Genomic DNA, 14,697 nt, shown 5'->3' on the forward strand with positions numbered 1-14,697 from the left:
GGTGGGCGCGAGCGAGCGGGCGAGCGGGCGCGAGCAGGCGGGCCTGAGCAGGCTCGCGAGTGGGCGTGGCTACGGCGTCGTAAAGGAGATCTCCGCGACCTTCTGCGAGATGCGGGAGGTCGGATCGTCCAGCTCCCCACTCCACGCGTTCGCCAGGATCGTGATCTTGGTACCGGTCGAAGGCATGTAGCGGGACGCCATCATGCCCTCGGAGCCGTCCGACCAGCGCAAGCGCTGCGCGAGGAGCTCAAGTTCGTAGCCGCCTGCACCCTTCAGGACAAGCGGAACGGGGTCGCCGACCGCCTCCGGCTTGGCGGTGAACTGCAGCGACGCCGAGTTCAACTCCGACCTCGTCATGTCCTCGTCCCGATATTCGCTCTTGTGCAGGTTCTCCTGCGCGATCGAGAAGTAGGCACCGGATGCTGGGTCGCTCAGGATGTAGAGGTTCGGCTGCCGTTCGGAGATGTCCTGCTCCCATCCGCCGAGGGGCGGGTTCACGACGGTGATGCCGTTCGGGAACACGACGTCGGTCGTGATCGGGATGAACCCGGGAACAGCATCCTGAGGCGCGGCAGGCATGAGCGTGCTCGTTGGCACGGGGGTCGACGTCGCCGCGTTCGGGTCGGCGCCGCCGACGGGGATGGTGGGGTCGTTCGGCGAACTGAACGCCATGAAGAGGCCCACGACCAGGGCGACGATCGCGACGCCGCTGATGCCGACGCCGAGGAGCAAGCCGACAGGGCGCCTGCGCTGCTTCTGCACCTCAGGGTCCTCGCCGAGCTCCCGACGCCGTGGTTGGGGTGTCGCCTGCTGCTGCGGGGCGTAGCGAGGCGGCGGGGCGCCAGCCGGCAGATGCGACGGTGGCGCCTGAACGAACGGCGCCTGCCCAGGGATGCCGGTCTGCGGCTGGCCCGGGAACTGCCCGGGATGCTGTGGCTGGCCGTGCGCGGGAGGTCGCCCGGGAGCGGGAAACTGGCCCGGCGCGCCGAAGCCGCCAGGAGCCTGGCCAGGTCCGGCGCCGGGGTGCGGGGACTGCCCGGGAACCGGCGGCTGCCCGTTCGGCGGCGCGCCCCATGGGAGCTGCTGACCAGAGCCCTGCCGACCGGGACCTTGCTGACCGGGCTGCTGCCGCGGCCGCTGCTGATCGGAGCCCTGCTGACCGGGCCCCTGCTGACCAGAGCCCTGGGCTGGCGGTCCGCCCCACGCGCCCTGACCACCCTGAGGAGCGGCACCCGGCTGCTGCCGGCGGGGGTCGAACCCGCCGTTCTGACCCGGCGGTGGCGTGAGGGGCGGTTGCGTCATGCCTGCGAGAGTACCGCCCGCGCCAGTCAGCTGTCTTGAGAGCAGCCTTGGTGCGGGCGGTACCTGTGTCGGCGCGGCGGTCAGTCGAAGATGCGTCGCAGCAGGTTCGTATCGGCGAGGTCGACGAGTTCGTCTCCGCGCCCGGAGAGCACTGTTCGCAGCGCGTAGAGGGTGAAGCCCTTGACCTGCTCGGCAGTGATGGTCGGCGGGATGGACAGCTCCTGCCGTGCGGTCACGACGTCGATGAGCGCCGGCCCGTCGTGGGCGAAGGCTTCGCGGAGGGCGGCCTCGAGGTCGTTCGGGTTCTCGACGCGCTGCCCGTGGATGCCGACCGCCTTGGCTACCTCGGAGAAGTCGGGGTTGTCGAGGTCGGTGCCGTAGTTCACGAATCCGGCGGCCTTCATCTCGACCTCGACGAAGTTCAGCGACGAGTTGTTGAAGACGATGATCTTCACGGGCAGCTTGCTCTGCTTGAGCGTGAGCAGCTCCCCCAGAAGCATCGCAAGTCCGCCGTCTCCCGCGAGCGCCACCACCTGGCGCCCCGGGAAGGCTGTCTGGGCGCCGACCGCCTGCGAGAGGGCGTTGGCCATGGAGCCGTGGCTGAACGAGCCGATGAGCCTCCTCTGGCCGTTCATCTCGAGGTAGCGGGCCGCCCAGACCACCGGGGAACCGACATCCGGGATGAAGACGGCGTCGTGGCTCGCGAGCTCGCTCACGAGCCGCGCAACGTACTGCGGGTGGATGGGGGCTCGACCCCGGTCGTTGTCGGCGAGCGCGTCGAGCTCTTTCCGAGCCTTCCGGTAGTGCTTCACGGAGGCTTCGAGGTGCTTGCCGCTCTTGTTTGCCTCGAGGAGCGGGATGAGGGCTTCGAGGGTGTCGCCGACGTCGCCGACGAGTCCGAGATCGAGGGGCGTTCGCTTGCCGAGCTGCTCGCCGCGGATGTCGACCTGGATGATCTTCGCCTTCGACGGGTAGAACTGCTGGTACGGGAAGTCGGTGCCGAGCATGAGGAGTGCATCGCAGTCTTCGATGGCACGGTAGCCGGAGGAGAAGCCGAGCAGCCCCGTCATGCCGACGTCGTAGGGGTTGTCGTACTCGATGAACTCCTTCCCGCGGAGCGCGTGCACGATGGGTGCCTGCAGGGCCTCTGCGGCGGCCAGCAGCTGCGCGTGTGCGCCCTGTGTGCCAGCGCCACCGAGAATGGTGACCTTCTTCGCCGAGTTGAGGATGTCGGCGGCCCGCGACAGCTCGGCGTCGGCCGGTCGCACGACCGGCTTTGCGGGGAGGATGGGTGCCGACTTGCGGCGTCCTGCGCTCTCCTGCAGGAAGATCTCCCCGGGAATCACGACGACGGCCACGCCTCGCTTCTCGACCGCGGCGCGCATGGCGATCTCCAGGATCCGAGGCAGCTGCTCGGGCACCCCCACCATCTCGCAGTACACGCTGCTCTCACGGAAGAGCTCCTGCGGGTGCGTCTCCTGGAAGTAGCCGCTGCCGATCTCCGCGGACGGGATGTGGGCGGCGATCGCAAGCACGGGAACGCGGCTTCGGTTGGCGTCGTACAGCCCGTTGATGAGGTGCAGGTTGCCCGGGCCGCAGCTGCCGGCGCACACAGCGAGCTCGCCCGTGAGCGCAGCGTCTGCGGAGGCGGCGAAGGCGGCGGCCTCCTCGTGTCGCACGTGAGACCAGGCGACCGTGTCGTTTCGTCGGATGGCGTCAGTGAATCCGTTGAGCGAGTCTCCGGGTAGCCCGTAGACGCGCTCGACTCCGGCATCGTGGAGGATATCGACGATCGTGTCAGCGACTGTAGTCATGGCGTGATCCTCTGCCTTGAAACGGGGAGCCAGCCGAGCGCTGGACTGGTGACGAACCGATGTGGGTGATATGTCGTCGGCTACGCCTGACTGACACGCACCATGTTGCCGGAGGGGTCACGGAATGCGGCATCTCTGACGCCCCAGAACTGGTCGGTGGGCTCCTGCAGCACCTCGACTCCGCCCGTCGCCAGGACCCTCTCGAACAGCGAGTCGAGGTCGCTCGTTCGGAAGAGAAGGCCGGGCAGCTCCCCCTTCGCCAGCAGCGCTGCGAGCGTGTCGCCGTCTTCCTCCGAACGCCCCGCCTTCGGGTGCGAGAGCACGATCTCGAGCTCCGGCTGCCCTGGGGCGGAGAGCGTGACCCAGCGGAACCCCTCATTCGGAACCTCGCTGCGCACCTCCAAGCCGAGGGCGTCTCGGTAGAACACGAGCGCCGCATCAGGGTCGTCGGTGAACACGTGCACATGGCTGAGTGAGAGCGTCATGTGTCCGATGCTAGGACCGGCCACCGACATTCACTTCTTCGAAACTGCTCAGAGACGCGCCTGCCCGTCGCCGGCCCCGCGTTCCGACGTTCCTGGTCGGTCGCGCACTCGGCGCGGCCGCCCCCAGATCTGCGAGGTGCAGCTCGGGATGACGACGCTGCCGCTGTGATCGCGCGCCCGGTAGGCGCTCGGCGACTCTCCGACGATCTCCGCGAAGCGGCTGCTGAACGAGCCGAGACTCGTGGCCCCGACCGCCGTGCACGCGTCCGTCACGCTCACCTCGCCGCTGCGCAGCAGCGCCTTCGCGCGCTCGATGCGCCGTGTCATGAGATGGGCATACGGAGTCTCGCCGTACGCCTCTCGGAAGCGTCGACTGAAGTGAGCCGTCGACATGTGGGCCGCCTTCGCCATGGCCGGCACGTCGAGCGGGCTCGCGAACTCCCGGTCGATGAAGTCGCGCGCACGACGAAGACGGCGCAGCTCATCGAGATCGGTTGAGGCCATGGCACCAGTATGTGCGAGCGTGTCCGCCCAGGCCCGAGCAGCTTGAGTGCAAGAACTCGCGAACAGGCCCCACTGCGGCCCGGTGCAGCGGACAGTGCATGCAAGTTGGTCAGCGGCGGCGCGCGGCCGCGCCTCCCCCGATCGGTGGATGCGCATCCGCCGGTCGGACCCTGTCGCGCACGCCCAGCAGCGCGTTTGATTGCACCATGAGCACACAAGCAGCCATCGAGGTCGCCGACCTCGTCAAACGCTACGGCGACCGCGATGTCGTCGACCGTCTCTCCTTCGAGGTCCGACACGGCGAGACCTTCGCCTTCCTCGGCCCCAACGGCGCTGGCAAGAGCACCACGATCGAGATCCTCGAGGGCTTCCGCACGGCGACCTCGGGTACCGCGCGCGTCCTCGAGCAGGACCCGGCCCGCGGCAACGCCGAGTGGCGAGGCCGAATCGGCGTCGTCAGCCAGTCGAGCGCCGACATCGAGCGCTACTCGGCCCGGGAGGTGCTGCGCCACTTCGCAAGCCTCTACCGAAACCCTCGCGCCGTGGACGACACCATCGAGCGGTGCGGCATCGCCCCATTCGCGTCGCAGCGAGTCGGTCGCCTCTCCGGTGGCCAGAAACGGCGAGTGGATGTCGCGCTCGGCATCATCGGCAACCCGGAGGTGCTGTTCCTCGACGAGCCGACAACCGGGTTCGATCCCAACGCGCGCCGCGAGTTCTGGGGCCTCATCCAGCAGCTCAAAGGCGAGGGCATGACCATGGTGCTCACGACGCACTATCTCGACGAGGCGGAGCAGCTCAGCGACCGTGCCGGGATCATCGCCGCCGGGAAGCTCGTCGAGATCGGCGACATCGCGACGATCGGCGGGCCGAAATCGCGCACGCCGCGGGTTCGCTGGCAGGAGCAGGACGGCAGGTGGCGCGAGGAGACGACGGACGCGCCCGCACAGCTCGTCGGCGCGCTCGTCGAGCGCCTCGGCCCGGAACCCGCCGGGCTCACCGTGACCCGCCCGTCCCTGGAAGACGTCTACCTGGAGATCATCGGCGAGCAGCCAGCTGCCTCCCCCGGAACGCCCGCGACCACCTCACCCGCCGCGGGACTCGCGACGACCGACGATGCAGCCCGCGCTGCAGCACCTGCAGGAGGAACACGATGACCCAGACCGCAGTCTCGGGCGACGCGAAGTCGCCGCCGAGCATCCAGTCGCCCTCACGCACACCGTCGAAGCCCAGGTCGACGATCGGCAACGGTCTTCGGCGCATCGCCTTCGAGCTGCGCGGCTACTTCCGGCAGACCGACCAGGTGTTCTTCGTCTTCCTGTTCCCGCTCGTCATGTTCGCGCTCTTCGCCTCGATCTTCAGCGGCGAGACGGTCGTCGACGACCCACGCTTCGCCGACGTGACGATGTCGCAGTACTACCTGACCGGAATGCTCGCGATGGCGATCCTCCTCTCCGGCATGCAGTTCCTCGGCATCGACATCGCCACCGAGAAGCACGAGGGCGGCCTCGCCCGACTCGGCGCGACACCGCTCAGCCCGGTGTCGTTCTTCATCGGGAAGATCGGGCTGGTCCTCATCACGTGCACGCTGCAGCTGGCGATGCTGATGGGGCTCGCGGTCCTCGCCTTCGACATCTCGCTGCCGGAAGATGGCGAGCTGTGGGCTCGCTTCGCCTGGCTCGCTGCCCTCGGCATCCTCTGCTTCGCCTCCCTCGGAATCGCGATCTCAGCGCTCCCTCGCTCAGCACGGTCCGCCTCCGCCATCGTGCTGCCGCTTGTGCTCGTGCCGCAGTTCCTCTCGGGCATCTACGTGCAGTTCTCGGTCCTGCCCGAGTGGATGCAGCAGGTGTCGAACCTCTTCCCCCTCGCCGGTCTCGTGCGCGGGATGCGCAGCGTGTTCCTGCCAGATGCCTTCGCGGCCGCCGAGGTCGGAGGCACGTGGGGGCTGGGGGCCGCGGCGATCACGCTCGGCGTCTGGACCGTCATCGGGCTCGTCGCGAGCCTGCTCACCTTCCGCTGGAGTCGAGGGCGCAGTTGACGCTCCTGACCCGATCGTGCAGCGCTGTCGGTGGGGTGCGGGAGGATGAGCGCATGGTCGACTTCTGGTTTCGGGATGGGCGCTGGTGGCACCTGCTGATCGTGGGCACGGCGCTCGCGAACACCTTCGTCGCGGGCTCGGTGGCGGCCTTCGCGGCCACCGAGTCCGAACGCTCCGAGGCGCTCGTGGCGACGGGGGCGCTCCTGCTCATCCCCGTCGTGTGGCTCGCCTTTGGCGTCAGGTCGCTCACCGACCCGCGCCGCGGCGCGGTGCTGATCCTGCTGGTCACGCTGCTCGTGACGGTCTCGATGGTGCTCGTACCCTGGACAGGCTTCGTGCAGACACTCATCTATCCGCTCGTCTGGCTGGTGTGTGTGAGCGCGAGGCGGAGCATCCTCGTCTCGATCGGCATCGCGTTCGGCATCGGCGCGGTCTCCGCGCTGTACAACGGGGTCGAGGAGATCCCGGACATCCTTCCCGGCCAGCTCTTCAGCGTCGCGGCGACCTGCGGCATCGGGCTGTCGATCAGCTACGCCTGGCGTGTGGCTGACGAGCGACGCGAGCTGCTCGAGCGGCTCACTGCCTCCCAGGAGCACGTGCAGGAGCTCTCGCGGCTGAGCGGCGCCTCCGTCGAGCGGGAGCGCATCTCCAGGGACCTGCACGACACGCTGGCTCAGACGTTGGCCGGCCTCGCAATGCTGGCTGACCGCAGCGCGAAGGAGATCGGGCGGATGCGCGACGACGAGACCTCCGCGGGGGCTCACCTGCGGGAGGCGCTCTCGGCTCAGGAGGAACGGGCCGACCTCATCGCGTCGCTCGCCCGCGACGCCCTCGCCGAGGCGCGGGGCCTCATCGCCGAGAACGCGCCGGTGCGGTCGACCGACCCCGCGGAAGCGACCTTCGCAGATGCCTTGAGACGCCTCGTCGATCGGTTCCGGCGCGAGACGGGCGTGCTCGCCGAGGCCCGAATCGAGTTGGAAGCCGGGGTGCTGGAGCGGGAGAGCGAAGTGGTCCTGCTGCGATGCGCGCAGGAGGCCCTGTCGAATGCGAGGAGGCACGCACATGCCACGAACGTGCAGCTCTCAGTGGAGCTCGGGGCCGCGAACGTGGTGCTGAACGTCGCCGACGACGGCCAAGGATTCGAGCCAGAGGCGGAGCCCACCGGATTCGGGTTGGACAGCCTCCGCGAGCGCGCCAACGCGATCGGGGGCGGCGTTGACATCTCCAGCGCGCCAGGGCGTGGCACGATCGTGACCGTGACGATTCCGGCGAGAGCGAGCGCCGAGCGATGATCCGCATCCTGGTCGCCGACGACCACCCCATCGTGCGCGCCGGACTCGTGGGCATCTTCGAGGACGAGCCAGACATCGAGGTCGTCGCTGAAGCCGCCAACGGGGCCGACGCGGTTGCTCGCGCGACCGCGACGACGCCCGCCGTCGTCGTCATGGACCTGCGCATGCCGGGCACCGACGGTGTGAGCGCGACGAGGCAGATCCTGGCGGCGCTCCCCGAGACGCGCATCCTCGTCGTCACGACCTACGACAGCGACGACGCGATCATCGGTGCCATCGAGGCCGGCGCAAGCGGCTACCTGCTCAAGACAGCCAGCGGGGCAGAGCTCGTGGAGGCCGTTCGCCGTGTGGCCGCGGGAGAGCTGGCCCTCGCACCGTCGGTGACCGCGAAGCTCGTGGCTCAGACCCGAGCTGCCGGAGCAGCGGCAACCGCCGGGCCGGGCACCGCGCATCCGCCTGCAGGTTCGCTCGGTTCAGCCCCCGCGCTCAGCGAACGCGAGCTGCAGGTGCTGCAGCTCGTCGCCGACGGCCTGTCCAACCCTGAGATCGCGGTGCGACTCCGTATCGGTGAGGCGACCGTGAAGACGCACCTCGGCAAGGTCTTCGCGAAGCTGGAGGTCAACTCCAGGGTGCGCGCCGTGACGACGGGCCTCGACCTCGGCCTGCTCCGCCGGAGCTAGGCCGTCGGCGGTCACAGAAGGGTCCCGCATGGAATCAAGGCGCACGCGCGCGAAAGCGCGCCTCCCTGCTGCAGGGTCAGGCCTGAATGCTCTCCGCCCGAAGTCGTAGGCTTGCCGCATGAAGTCTGCCCGCGTCGCCCTGCTTGCACTCCCGACGATCGCACTCGCCGCGCTCGGGTTGAGCGGATGCGCCCCCGCGTCCACGCCGACGAGCGTCGCGAGCGACAACTACGGCGGCCTGCCGACAGGATTCGGCGAAGATGTCGGAGCCGGTGACATAGAGGGGCCGCTTGTCATGTGGCTCGACGAGGGCTCCTCGATCTCCGTCACGACGTGGGGCAGCTCAGGATGCCCGGCGATCCTCACCGAAGTCAACGCGGTGGACGCGCAGACCCTCGACCTGCAGTACCTCGAGACCACCGCATACCCCGACCAGGCGTGCACGGCGGACTACGCCCCGCACACGAGCGAGATCGACCTCCCCGACGACGCCTCGGGCAGGCCGTTGACGGTCACGGTCAGCTTCGACGGCGAGGAGCCCCGCGCCTCCGTCGTCCTCGACTGACCCGAGCATCCGGGTGCTCCGTGCATCCACCACCCTGCACCGCCCCGCCCTGCCCTGCCAAGAGGTTGACGGGTATTCGCAGAGTCGATAGGGTCTCAGCACGCGCCTAGACAGAGAGGAGTCCCGATAATGCGTACGTTCACATTCAGCATTCAGCAGTCGGCGACTCGTTCCCTGGGCGCCCACATCTCCTAAGCTCCGTGTCGTGGGTGAAGTCTGCCCCCACACCCGACGGATACGCCGCGGCACAGCAGCCGCTGCCTTCGTCGACTGCACGGCAGTCACGTCTCTCGCGCTGCGTTAACGCGGCCCCGCTCGATTGAGCGCCTTCTTCTTGCATGCCTTCTGTCGGAGAGACCACTCTCATGAATCACGTCCTGACCACCGTCCACACCTCCAACCCGAGCACCGTGCACGTCACGATCACGCCCACGTCCGCGTCCACGCCCACGCCCACCTCCGCGGTGCAGGCTTCGCTGCTCCACCGCATCGAGTTGCGCGTCGCACTGTGGCTGCTCATGCGCAGCGCGCGGCGTCAAGAACCCGAACTGGACCACGCCGAGCAGCATCGTCGGCGCCGTAACAGTTCGGAGCGCGCCCGCCGCGAGCAAGACGCACTCCGCGCCTGGTGCGCGCAGTGCATGCACCACTGACACGCGTCCCGAGCGGACGCTGGGTGCACCGAACGGGAAGCCCCGAAGCGCGTGCAGCGCTTCGGGGCTTCCGGCCCACCCGGCTGGTCTCGCCTGGCTGTCCCTAGATCGTCAGGTCGACGAGGACAGGCTCGTTGACGAGCCGCACGCCGTATTCCGCTTCGACGCGCGCGCGAACGAAGCGGGCGAGCTCCACGATCTGCTCGGCAGTCGCTCCCCCGCGGTTCGTGATCGCGAGCGTGTGCTTCGATGAGATGGCGGCGTTCGATCCCGGCAGCGAGAAGCCCTTCTTCACACCTGCGTGGTCGATAAGCCACGCAGCGCTGAGCTTCACGAGCGGGGAGCCGTCTTCGTCCTTGCCCGCGTCGAACTTCGGCATCTCCGGCAGCTCGCTCGCGAACGACGAGCGCACGATCGGGTTCATGAAGAAGGAACCGGACGAGACCGAGTCGCGGTCGTGCGCATCCAGCACCATGCCCTTCGAGGCGCGCAGGCGGATGACGGCGTCGCGCACGACGTGCACGGGCATCCGCTCGCCGAGCGGCACGCCGAGGGCGCGCGCGAGCTGGTCATACCGGACGGGTTCGCTCTGGCCTTCCGGCATCTCCACGAGGTCGAGTTCAACGCGAGTCACGACGCCTCGCAGCTCGCCGCGCTTGATCGCGGAGGTGCGGTAGCCGAGACCGAGGTCGGCGGCGTTGATCCAGCGCACCGTATCGGCGTCGGCGTCGTAGAACTCGATGCGGGCGAGCACATCGGAGAGCTCCTGCCCGTACGCCCCGATGTTCTGCACTGGGGTCGCGCCGACGGAGCCGGGAATGCCGGCGAGCGCCTCGATGCCACTCCAGTTGCGAGCGACGGCGTAGTCGACGAGGGCGCTCCACGACTCACCGGCATCGATGCGCACGCGAGCCTGGCCCACCTTGTCGACGGGTCCGTCGAGCTGGTGGATGCCCTTCGTCACGACGTGCAGCACGGGCTCGTCGATGCGGTCATCGGTGGCGATGGTGTTGGAACCACCGCCGAGGATCAGCGGCTGCTCGTGGTTCGCGAACAGCTCCTCGGCCGCGGCGATCAGCTCAGGGCGCGTCGCCGGGGCGACGAGCTGCGTCGCCTCTCCACCGACCTGCGTGGTCGTGAGCTCGGAGAGCCTCGTCACGCGGTGGCCTCCGCGGGCAGCACGGCGGGAACCTCGCCGCGGAAGTCGGCGCGCACCTGCGACTTCGCGAGCACCGTCTGCCCGCCGAAGGACACGACGAGGTCGATGCGACCCACGCCATCCTCGCCGGCGAGCTGACCGATCTTCGCGACGATCGACACCTCCGCGCCGGCTTGCGGGTCGACGACGACGGGCCTCGTGAAGCGCACCTGGTAGTCGACGACGCGGCCAGGGTCGCCGAGGGCGTCGACGACGGGCTGCACTGCGACACCCATCGTGAGCATCCCGTGCGCGAGAACGCCGGGCAGGCCGACCGCTTCGGCGACGTCGTCGCGGTAGTGGATGGGGTTGAAGTCGCCAGATGCGCCGGCGTAGCGCACGAGAGTGTCGCGGGTGAGGGTGACGGTGCGCTCAGCGATGACGGTTCCGGCTTCGAGGCTCGTGAAGTCGGGGCGCGGAAGCTGCGCGACGGAGATCGTGTCAGTCATGCGGTCACTCGCTCTCGGTGGGCGTTGCGCGGACGACGAGGGTTGCCGATGCGGTGACGACCTGCTCGCCCGCCGCATCCGTCAGCACCGTCTGAGCGGTGATCATGGAGTTTCCGCCGAGCGACTTGACGCTCTTCACCTCGAGAGCGGCGCGCAGCTCGTCACCCGCGACGATCGGGCGCTCGTAGGTGAAGCGCTCGTCGCCGTGCACGATGTGCGACAGCTCGATCTGCGCTTCGGGGTCGGAGAGCAGGAGCTGCAGCCCCGCGTCCTGCAGCACGGCAGGGAACGTGGCGGGTGCGACGAGGTCGGCGTACCCGGCAGCGCGGGCTGCGTCGACGTCGAAGTGCGTCGGGTGCGAGGCCAGCACGGCCTTCGCGAACGAGCGGATGTGCTCTCGGCCCACGAGGTACGGCTCGGGGAGCTCGTACCGGCGACCGGCAAGTTCAGGGTTCACAGACACGCCAGCCAGTCTACGCGCGGGGAGACCCACGCCCCAGAGAGGCGGTCGGCGCCGGGCGATGCGTCGCGGGTCTAGACGGCGACGAGACGCGGGGGTGTTGGAACGGCGACGCCCTTTGCACGGCCAGCGGCTCCGCGCGCTTCCGCGGCGCTCGAGAAGAGCGCGCGCTGCGTGAAATCGAGCGACGCGAGGTCGATGCGGGAGATCGTGTCCTCGGGCACCGACGTCCAGCCGGCCGTGTCGATGCCGGTCGACGAGAAGACGGTGGTTCCGTCGGCGGCGCGGAGCATGCTCAACCGGTAGTACTCGTCGGTGTGCCCGTTGGGGAGGGTAGATGCGTCGATGCCGTACCGCGCGAACGTCGCTTCCGTGACGTGTGCCGTGCTCGAGGCGTGGACGACCACGAGCTCGTCGGCGGAGAGGATGGTCGCGTTGAGGCTCGACTCGGGGAACTCGTCGCGCAGCACGCGGACGGCGGCGGTGGCCGCCTCCTCGAGGGAGAGGCCGTCGCGCACGTTCTGCCGGACGAGGCCGAAGTACAGCTCGCTGTCGGTGTCGCCGGCCACCGTGGCGCGGATCTCGGGGCGGAGCAGGTCGTCGAAGCGCCAGGTGGGGACGATCGAGCCGTTGTGCGCGAAGGCGAGGCCCTCGGCGACGAACGGGTGCGTGTTCACCTTGGTCCGCTTGAAGTCGTCGGTCGCGAGGCGCAGGTGCACGATGCGGGCGTTGGAGGGGGCGTCCGAGAGGAGCGTCGACAGCAGCGGGTCGTTCTGGCCGGGCGTGGAGATGCGCAGCGATTCGATCTCGCGCTGCGTCTCGCCGAAGCCGGCGGCGAGCCAGGCGGTGCCCCAGCCGTCGTTGTGCACGCTGGTCATGCGCTGGAAGGCGTCGCTGTTCATGTCTCCGATCACCTTCGTGACGGTGGTGTCACGTGGGGCTGCGTAAGCGAGCAGACGGCACATGTGCGAACTCCTTCCAGGTTGTCGAGCTTGCTGTCGGGTGTTGTTCGGAGCCGAGCGGCTCACGAGCATCTGACTATCCTGTGACAGCCCTCTCGTGCGGTCCACCTTCGCGACGCTGTGTGACGGACGGTTGCGCTGCCCGACGCGGGTCTGCCGGCGGCGTCTGTCCGAAATGAGTGCGATCTGGGGCCAGATCGGGCTCGCGAGGCCGAAGCAGGCTGATCCTGCACCGATGCTGGTCAGACCGACGCGCGCCGCCTCTCAGCGTGGCGTCGCATCCGCTCGCTACGTTGGGGCGCATGTCAGAACGCGGAATCCTCGTCGAGAACGTCAGGCGCTCCTTCGGCGCAGCGCACGCGGTCCGCGATGTGAGCTTCACGGCCCGCGCTGGGGCGGTCACGGGGCTCGTCGGCCCGAATGGCTCCGGCAAGACGACGCTGCTGCTGATGCTGGCCTCGCTGCTGCGACCGGATGCGGGGACGATCCGCATCAACGGCCTCGACCCGTCGACAGCGACCGCCGAGGTACGGGCGCAGCTGGGCTGGATGCCGGACGCGCTCGGCGCCTGGCCGTCGCTGTCTGTGCACGACACGCTCGTGACGACGGCCCGCCTCTACGACCTGCCGCGCGCCGCGGCGGACGCCCGCGCCACCGAGCTCCTCACCCGGGTCGGCCTCAGCGACCTCGCGAAGGTGCAGGCTCGCGTGCTGTCCCGCGGGCAGAAGCAGCTCCTCGGGCTTGCGCGCTCGCTGGTGCACGCCCCGAGCGTGCTGCTCCTCGACGAGCCGGCTTCCGGCCTTGATGCGCGAGCCAGGGTCGGCCTGCGTGAACACCTGCGGGAGCTTGCTGCGGCCGGTTCCACGATCCTCATCTCGAGCCATGTGCTGTCCGAACTCGACGAGATCGTCGACGATGCCGTCTTCATCGAGGCGGGCGTGACGGTGCGGGCCGACCGGCTCGCGCAGGCGTCGGCGCGGGAGCGACAGTGGCGGGTGCGAGTGCTGACGGAGGGGGTCGGGCCTGACCAGCTGGCGTCGGTGTTCGGGGCCGAGGCCCCGAGCATCCGTGCCGAACGGACCGGTTTTCTCATCCCGTTCCCCTCTGACTCCGCGGCGGCGGCTGGCCTGCGCGCGATCCTCACCGCCGGCATGGACGTCGCAGAATTCGCCCCGGCATTGGGCGACATCGAGCACACCTACCTCGACCTCGGAGACCAGTCATGAGCCCCGCCCGCGTCACGACGCTTGTCACCCTCGAACTGCGCCAGCGCCTCCGCAACGTAGCCTGGTACGTGCTGCTGGGCATCTTCGCCGTGCTGCTCCTCGGCATGACCGCGCTCTCGGTGGTGGTCTTCGGCGACCTGCAGGAGTCGGGGTCGTGGATGTACTCGATCGTCGTCTACTTCGTGCTGCTGCTCGCTCTGCTGGTCTCGCCGACGCTCAGCGGCAACGCCATCAACGGCGATCGGGACGCGGCGACGCTCGCGCCCATCCAGGTGACGCTCGCGACGACGGCCGAGATCGTGGCGGCGAAGTTCCTGGCCGCCTGGGTGACCGGGCTCGCGTTCCTGGTGGTCGCGGCGCCGTTCCTGATCTTCGCCGGGATCGTGGGGGCCGTCGCTCCCGTGCAGGTGGTCGTCTCCCTGCTGGTGCTGCTCGTCGAGGTGGGCGTCGTGGCCGCTATCGGCGTCGGCTTCAGCGGCATCCTGGCCAGGCCGCTGTTCTCCGTGGCGGCGAGCTATCTGACGATCGCCGCGCTCACGGTGGGCACGGGCATCGCGTTCGGCCTGGGCGGTGCTGCGGTGACAGCCGAGGTGACGAACACCTCCCGGTACCCCGTCTATGCGGAGTTCGGCGAGGAGCAACCCTTCGACGAGAACAGCTTCACGTGCGGCGACTGGGAGACGTACACCTACGAGGTTCCGCGCTACGACCTCGTCTGGGGCGTGCTGGCCGCGAATCCGTTCGCGGTGCTGACGGACGCGACGCCCGCCTCCTTCGGCGCGAGCGATCAGCCAGACGATTTCTTCTCCGGTGCGAAGCTGCTGCTGCGTCAGTCGCAGATTCCCCCGGAGATGGGCGAACAGCGGTACGACGGCTGCGCTGACCCGACTGGCATGAACTTCGAGCCCGGCCCGACGTCGCAGGAGGTGCTCGATTCGACCGTCCCCACCTGGTTCGTCGGTCTGGCGCTCCAGCTGGTGCTCGCCGGCGGCCTGCTCTTCGGCGCCTGGGCGCGCACACGGACGCCCGCGAAGCGACTGCCGCCGGGCACCCGCGTCGCCTGATCGCG

16 protein-coding genes are annotated in these 14,697 nt (G+C 69.1%); 8 read left to right on the forward strand and 8 right to left on the reverse strand.

Going from position 1 to position 14,697, the window contains the following annotated elements; translation table 11 throughout:
- Positions 1–69: 69 nt before the first annotated feature.
- The 4 genes from GV007_RS01255 to GV007_RS01270 form a co-directional block, all read right to left on the reverse strand.
- The gene (locus GV007_RS01255; protein ID WP_160070653.1) at positions 70–1,302 is read right to left on the reverse strand and encodes a hypothetical protein; all 1,233 of its coding nucleotides are present in this window, start codon (positions 1,300–1,302) and stop codon (positions 70–72) included.
- Between the two features lie 80 nt (positions 1,303–1,382).
- Positions 1,383–3,116 (reverse strand): ubiquinone-dependent pyruvate dehydrogenase, encoded by a 1,734-nt coding sequence (gene poxB, locus GV007_RS01260; RefSeq protein ID WP_160070654.1) that lies wholly within the window; start codon positions 3,114–3,116, stop codon positions 1,383–1,385.
- Positions 3,117–3,196: 80 nt separating this feature from the next.
- Entirely contained in the window at positions 3,197–3,601 is a 405-nt protein-coding gene (locus GV007_RS01265) for a VOC family protein (RefSeq protein ID WP_160070655.1), read from the reverse strand.
- A 48-nt stretch (positions 3,602–3,649) separates the two neighbouring features.
- Positions 3,650–4,105 (reverse strand): helix-turn-helix domain-containing protein, encoded by a 456-nt coding sequence (locus tag GV007_RS01270; protein WP_160070656.1) that lies wholly within the window; start codon positions 4,103–4,105, stop codon positions 3,650–3,652.
- A 206-nt stretch (positions 4,106–4,311) separates the two neighbouring features.
- Between GV007_RS01270 and GV007_RS01275 the strand changes: the two genes are divergently transcribed.
- From GV007_RS01275 to GV007_RS01300, 6 genes are all read left to right on the forward strand, one after another.
- Complete coding sequence (locus GV007_RS01275) at positions 4,312–5,262, forward strand: ABC transporter ATP-binding protein (RefSeq protein ID WP_160070657.1); 951 nt, start codon at positions 4,312–4,314, stop codon at positions 5,260–5,262.
- Positions 5,259–6,143 carry an ABC transporter permease gene (locus GV007_RS01280; protein WP_160070658.1) on the forward strand — a complete coding sequence of 295 codons (885 nt, stop codon included), beginning with the start codon at positions 5,259–5,261 and terminating at the stop codon, positions 6,141–6,143. The genes GV007_RS01275 and GV007_RS01280 overlap by 4 nt, the downstream gene beginning before the upstream one ends.
- Positions 6,144–6,196: 53 nt before the next feature.
- On the forward strand, positions 6,197–7,435 hold the full coding sequence (locus tag GV007_RS01285; RefSeq protein WP_160070659.1) for a sensor histidine kinase: 1,239 nt from the start codon (positions 6,197–6,199) through the stop codon (positions 7,433–7,435).
- Positions 7,432–8,115 (forward strand): response regulator transcription factor, encoded by a 684-nt coding sequence (locus GV007_RS01290; protein ID WP_160070660.1) that lies wholly within the window; start codon positions 7,432–7,434, stop codon positions 8,113–8,115. The genes GV007_RS01285 and GV007_RS01290 overlap by 4 nt, the downstream gene beginning before the upstream one ends.
- Before the next feature lie 118 nt (positions 8,116–8,233).
- On the forward strand, positions 8,234–8,680 hold the full coding sequence (locus GV007_RS01295; protein ID WP_160070661.1) for a hypothetical protein: 447 nt from the start codon (positions 8,234–8,236) through the stop codon (positions 8,678–8,680).
- A 365-nt stretch (positions 8,681–9,045) separates the two neighbouring features.
- A complete protein-coding gene (locus GV007_RS01300) occupies positions 9,046–9,333 on the forward strand; it encodes a hypothetical protein (RefSeq protein WP_160070662.1) in 288 nt (95 codons plus the stop codon).
- Between the two features lie 103 nt (positions 9,334–9,436).
- Here GV007_RS01300 and GV007_RS01305 read toward each other — a convergent pair whose 3' ends face one another.
- The 4 genes from GV007_RS01305 to GV007_RS01320 form a co-directional block, all read right to left on the reverse strand.
- Positions 9,437–10,492, reverse strand: coding sequence for a UDP-N-acetylmuramate dehydrogenase (locus GV007_RS01305; RefSeq protein WP_160070663.1), 1,056 nt, complete (start codon positions 10,490–10,492; stop codon positions 9,437–9,439).
- The gene (locus tag GV007_RS01310) at positions 10,489–10,980 is read right to left on the reverse strand and encodes a MaoC/PaaZ C-terminal domain-containing protein (protein ID WP_160070664.1); all 492 of its coding nucleotides are present in this window, start codon (positions 10,978–10,980) and stop codon (positions 10,489–10,491) included. Before GV007_RS01310 ends, GV007_RS01305 begins: the two co-directional genes overlap by 4 nt.
- 4 nt (positions 10,981–10,984) lie before the next feature.
- Positions 10,985–11,443, reverse strand: coding sequence for an FAS1-like dehydratase domain-containing protein (locus GV007_RS01315; protein WP_160070665.1), 459 nt, complete (start codon positions 11,441–11,443; stop codon positions 10,985–10,987).
- 71 nt (positions 11,444–11,514) lie between these two features.
- A complete protein-coding gene (locus GV007_RS01320) occupies positions 11,515–12,405 on the reverse strand; it encodes a class II glutamine amidotransferase (protein ID WP_160070666.1) in 891 nt (296 codons plus the stop codon).
- Positions 12,406–12,704: 299 nt separating this feature from the next.
- Here GV007_RS01320 and GV007_RS01325 point away from each other — a divergent pair, with 299 nt between their 5' ends.
- Both GV007_RS01325 and GV007_RS01330 read left to right on the forward strand, forming a co-directional pair.
- Positions 12,705–13,628, forward strand: a complete 924-nt coding sequence (locus GV007_RS01325) for an ABC transporter ATP-binding protein (RefSeq protein ID WP_160070667.1) — start codon at positions 12,705–12,707, stop codon at positions 13,626–13,628.
- The gene (locus tag GV007_RS01330; protein ID WP_160070668.1) at positions 13,625–14,692 is read left to right on the forward strand and encodes an ABC transporter permease; all 1,068 of its coding nucleotides are present in this window, start codon (positions 13,625–13,627) and stop codon (positions 14,690–14,692) included. The genes GV007_RS01325 and GV007_RS01330 overlap by 4 nt, the downstream gene beginning before the upstream one ends.
- The last annotated feature ends 5 nt before the right edge of the window (positions 14,693–14,697 follow it).

Origin of the sequence: Pseudoclavibacter sp. 8L, assembly GCF_902506465.1 — a bacterium.
Taxonomy (GTDB): Bacteria; Actinomycetota; Actinomycetes; order Actinomycetales; family Microbacteriaceae; genus Pseudoclavibacter.

Bases quoted from the DNA above. Each gene is read 5' to 3' on its own strand.
- GV007_RS01255 (WP_160070653.1), bottom strand. From the start codon at position 1,302: ATGACGCAACCGCCCCTCACGCCACCGCCGGGTCAGAACGGCGGGTTC.
- poxB (WP_160070654.1), bottom strand. From the start codon at position 3,116: ATGACTACAGTCGCTGACACGATCGTCGATATCCTCCACGATGCCGGA.
- GV007_RS01265 (WP_160070655.1), bottom strand. From the start codon at position 3,601: ATGACGCTCTCACTCAGCCATGTGCACGTGTTCACCGACGACCCTGAT.
- GV007_RS01270 (WP_160070656.1), bottom strand. From the start codon at position 4,105: ATGGCCTCAACCGATCTCGATGAGCTGCGCCGTCTTCGTCGTGCGCGC.
- GV007_RS01275 (WP_160070657.1), top strand. From the start codon at position 4,312: ATGAGCACACAAGCAGCCATCGAGGTCGCCGACCTCGTCAAACGCTAC.
- GV007_RS01280 (WP_160070658.1), top strand. From the start codon at position 5,259: ATGACCCAGACCGCAGTCTCGGGCGACGCGAAGTCGCCGCCGAGCATC.
- GV007_RS01285 (WP_160070659.1), top strand. From the start codon at position 6,197: ATGGTCGACTTCTGGTTTCGGGATGGGCGCTGGTGGCACCTGCTGATC.
- GV007_RS01290 (WP_160070660.1), top strand. From the start codon at position 7,432: ATGATCCGCATCCTGGTCGCCGACGACCACCCCATCGTGCGCGCCGGA.
- GV007_RS01295 (WP_160070661.1), top strand. From the start codon at position 8,234: ATGAAGTCTGCCCGCGTCGCCCTGCTTGCACTCCCGACGATCGCACTC.
- GV007_RS01300 (WP_160070662.1), top strand. From the start codon at position 9,046: ATGAATCACGTCCTGACCACCGTCCACACCTCCAACCCGAGCACCGTG.
- GV007_RS01310 (WP_160070664.1), bottom strand. From the start codon at position 10,980: ATGACTGACACGATCTCCGTCGCGCAGCTTCCGCGCCCCGACTTCACG.
- GV007_RS01320 (WP_160070666.1), bottom strand. From the start codon at position 12,405: ATGTGCCGTCTGCTCGCTTACGCAGCCCCACGTGACACCACCGTCACG.
- GV007_RS01325 (WP_160070667.1), top strand. From the start codon at position 12,705: ATGTCAGAACGCGGAATCCTCGTCGAGAACGTCAGGCGCTCCTTCGGC.
- GV007_RS01330 (WP_160070668.1), top strand. From the start codon at position 13,625: ATGAGCCCCGCCCGCGTCACGACGCTTGTCACCCTCGAACTGCGCCAG.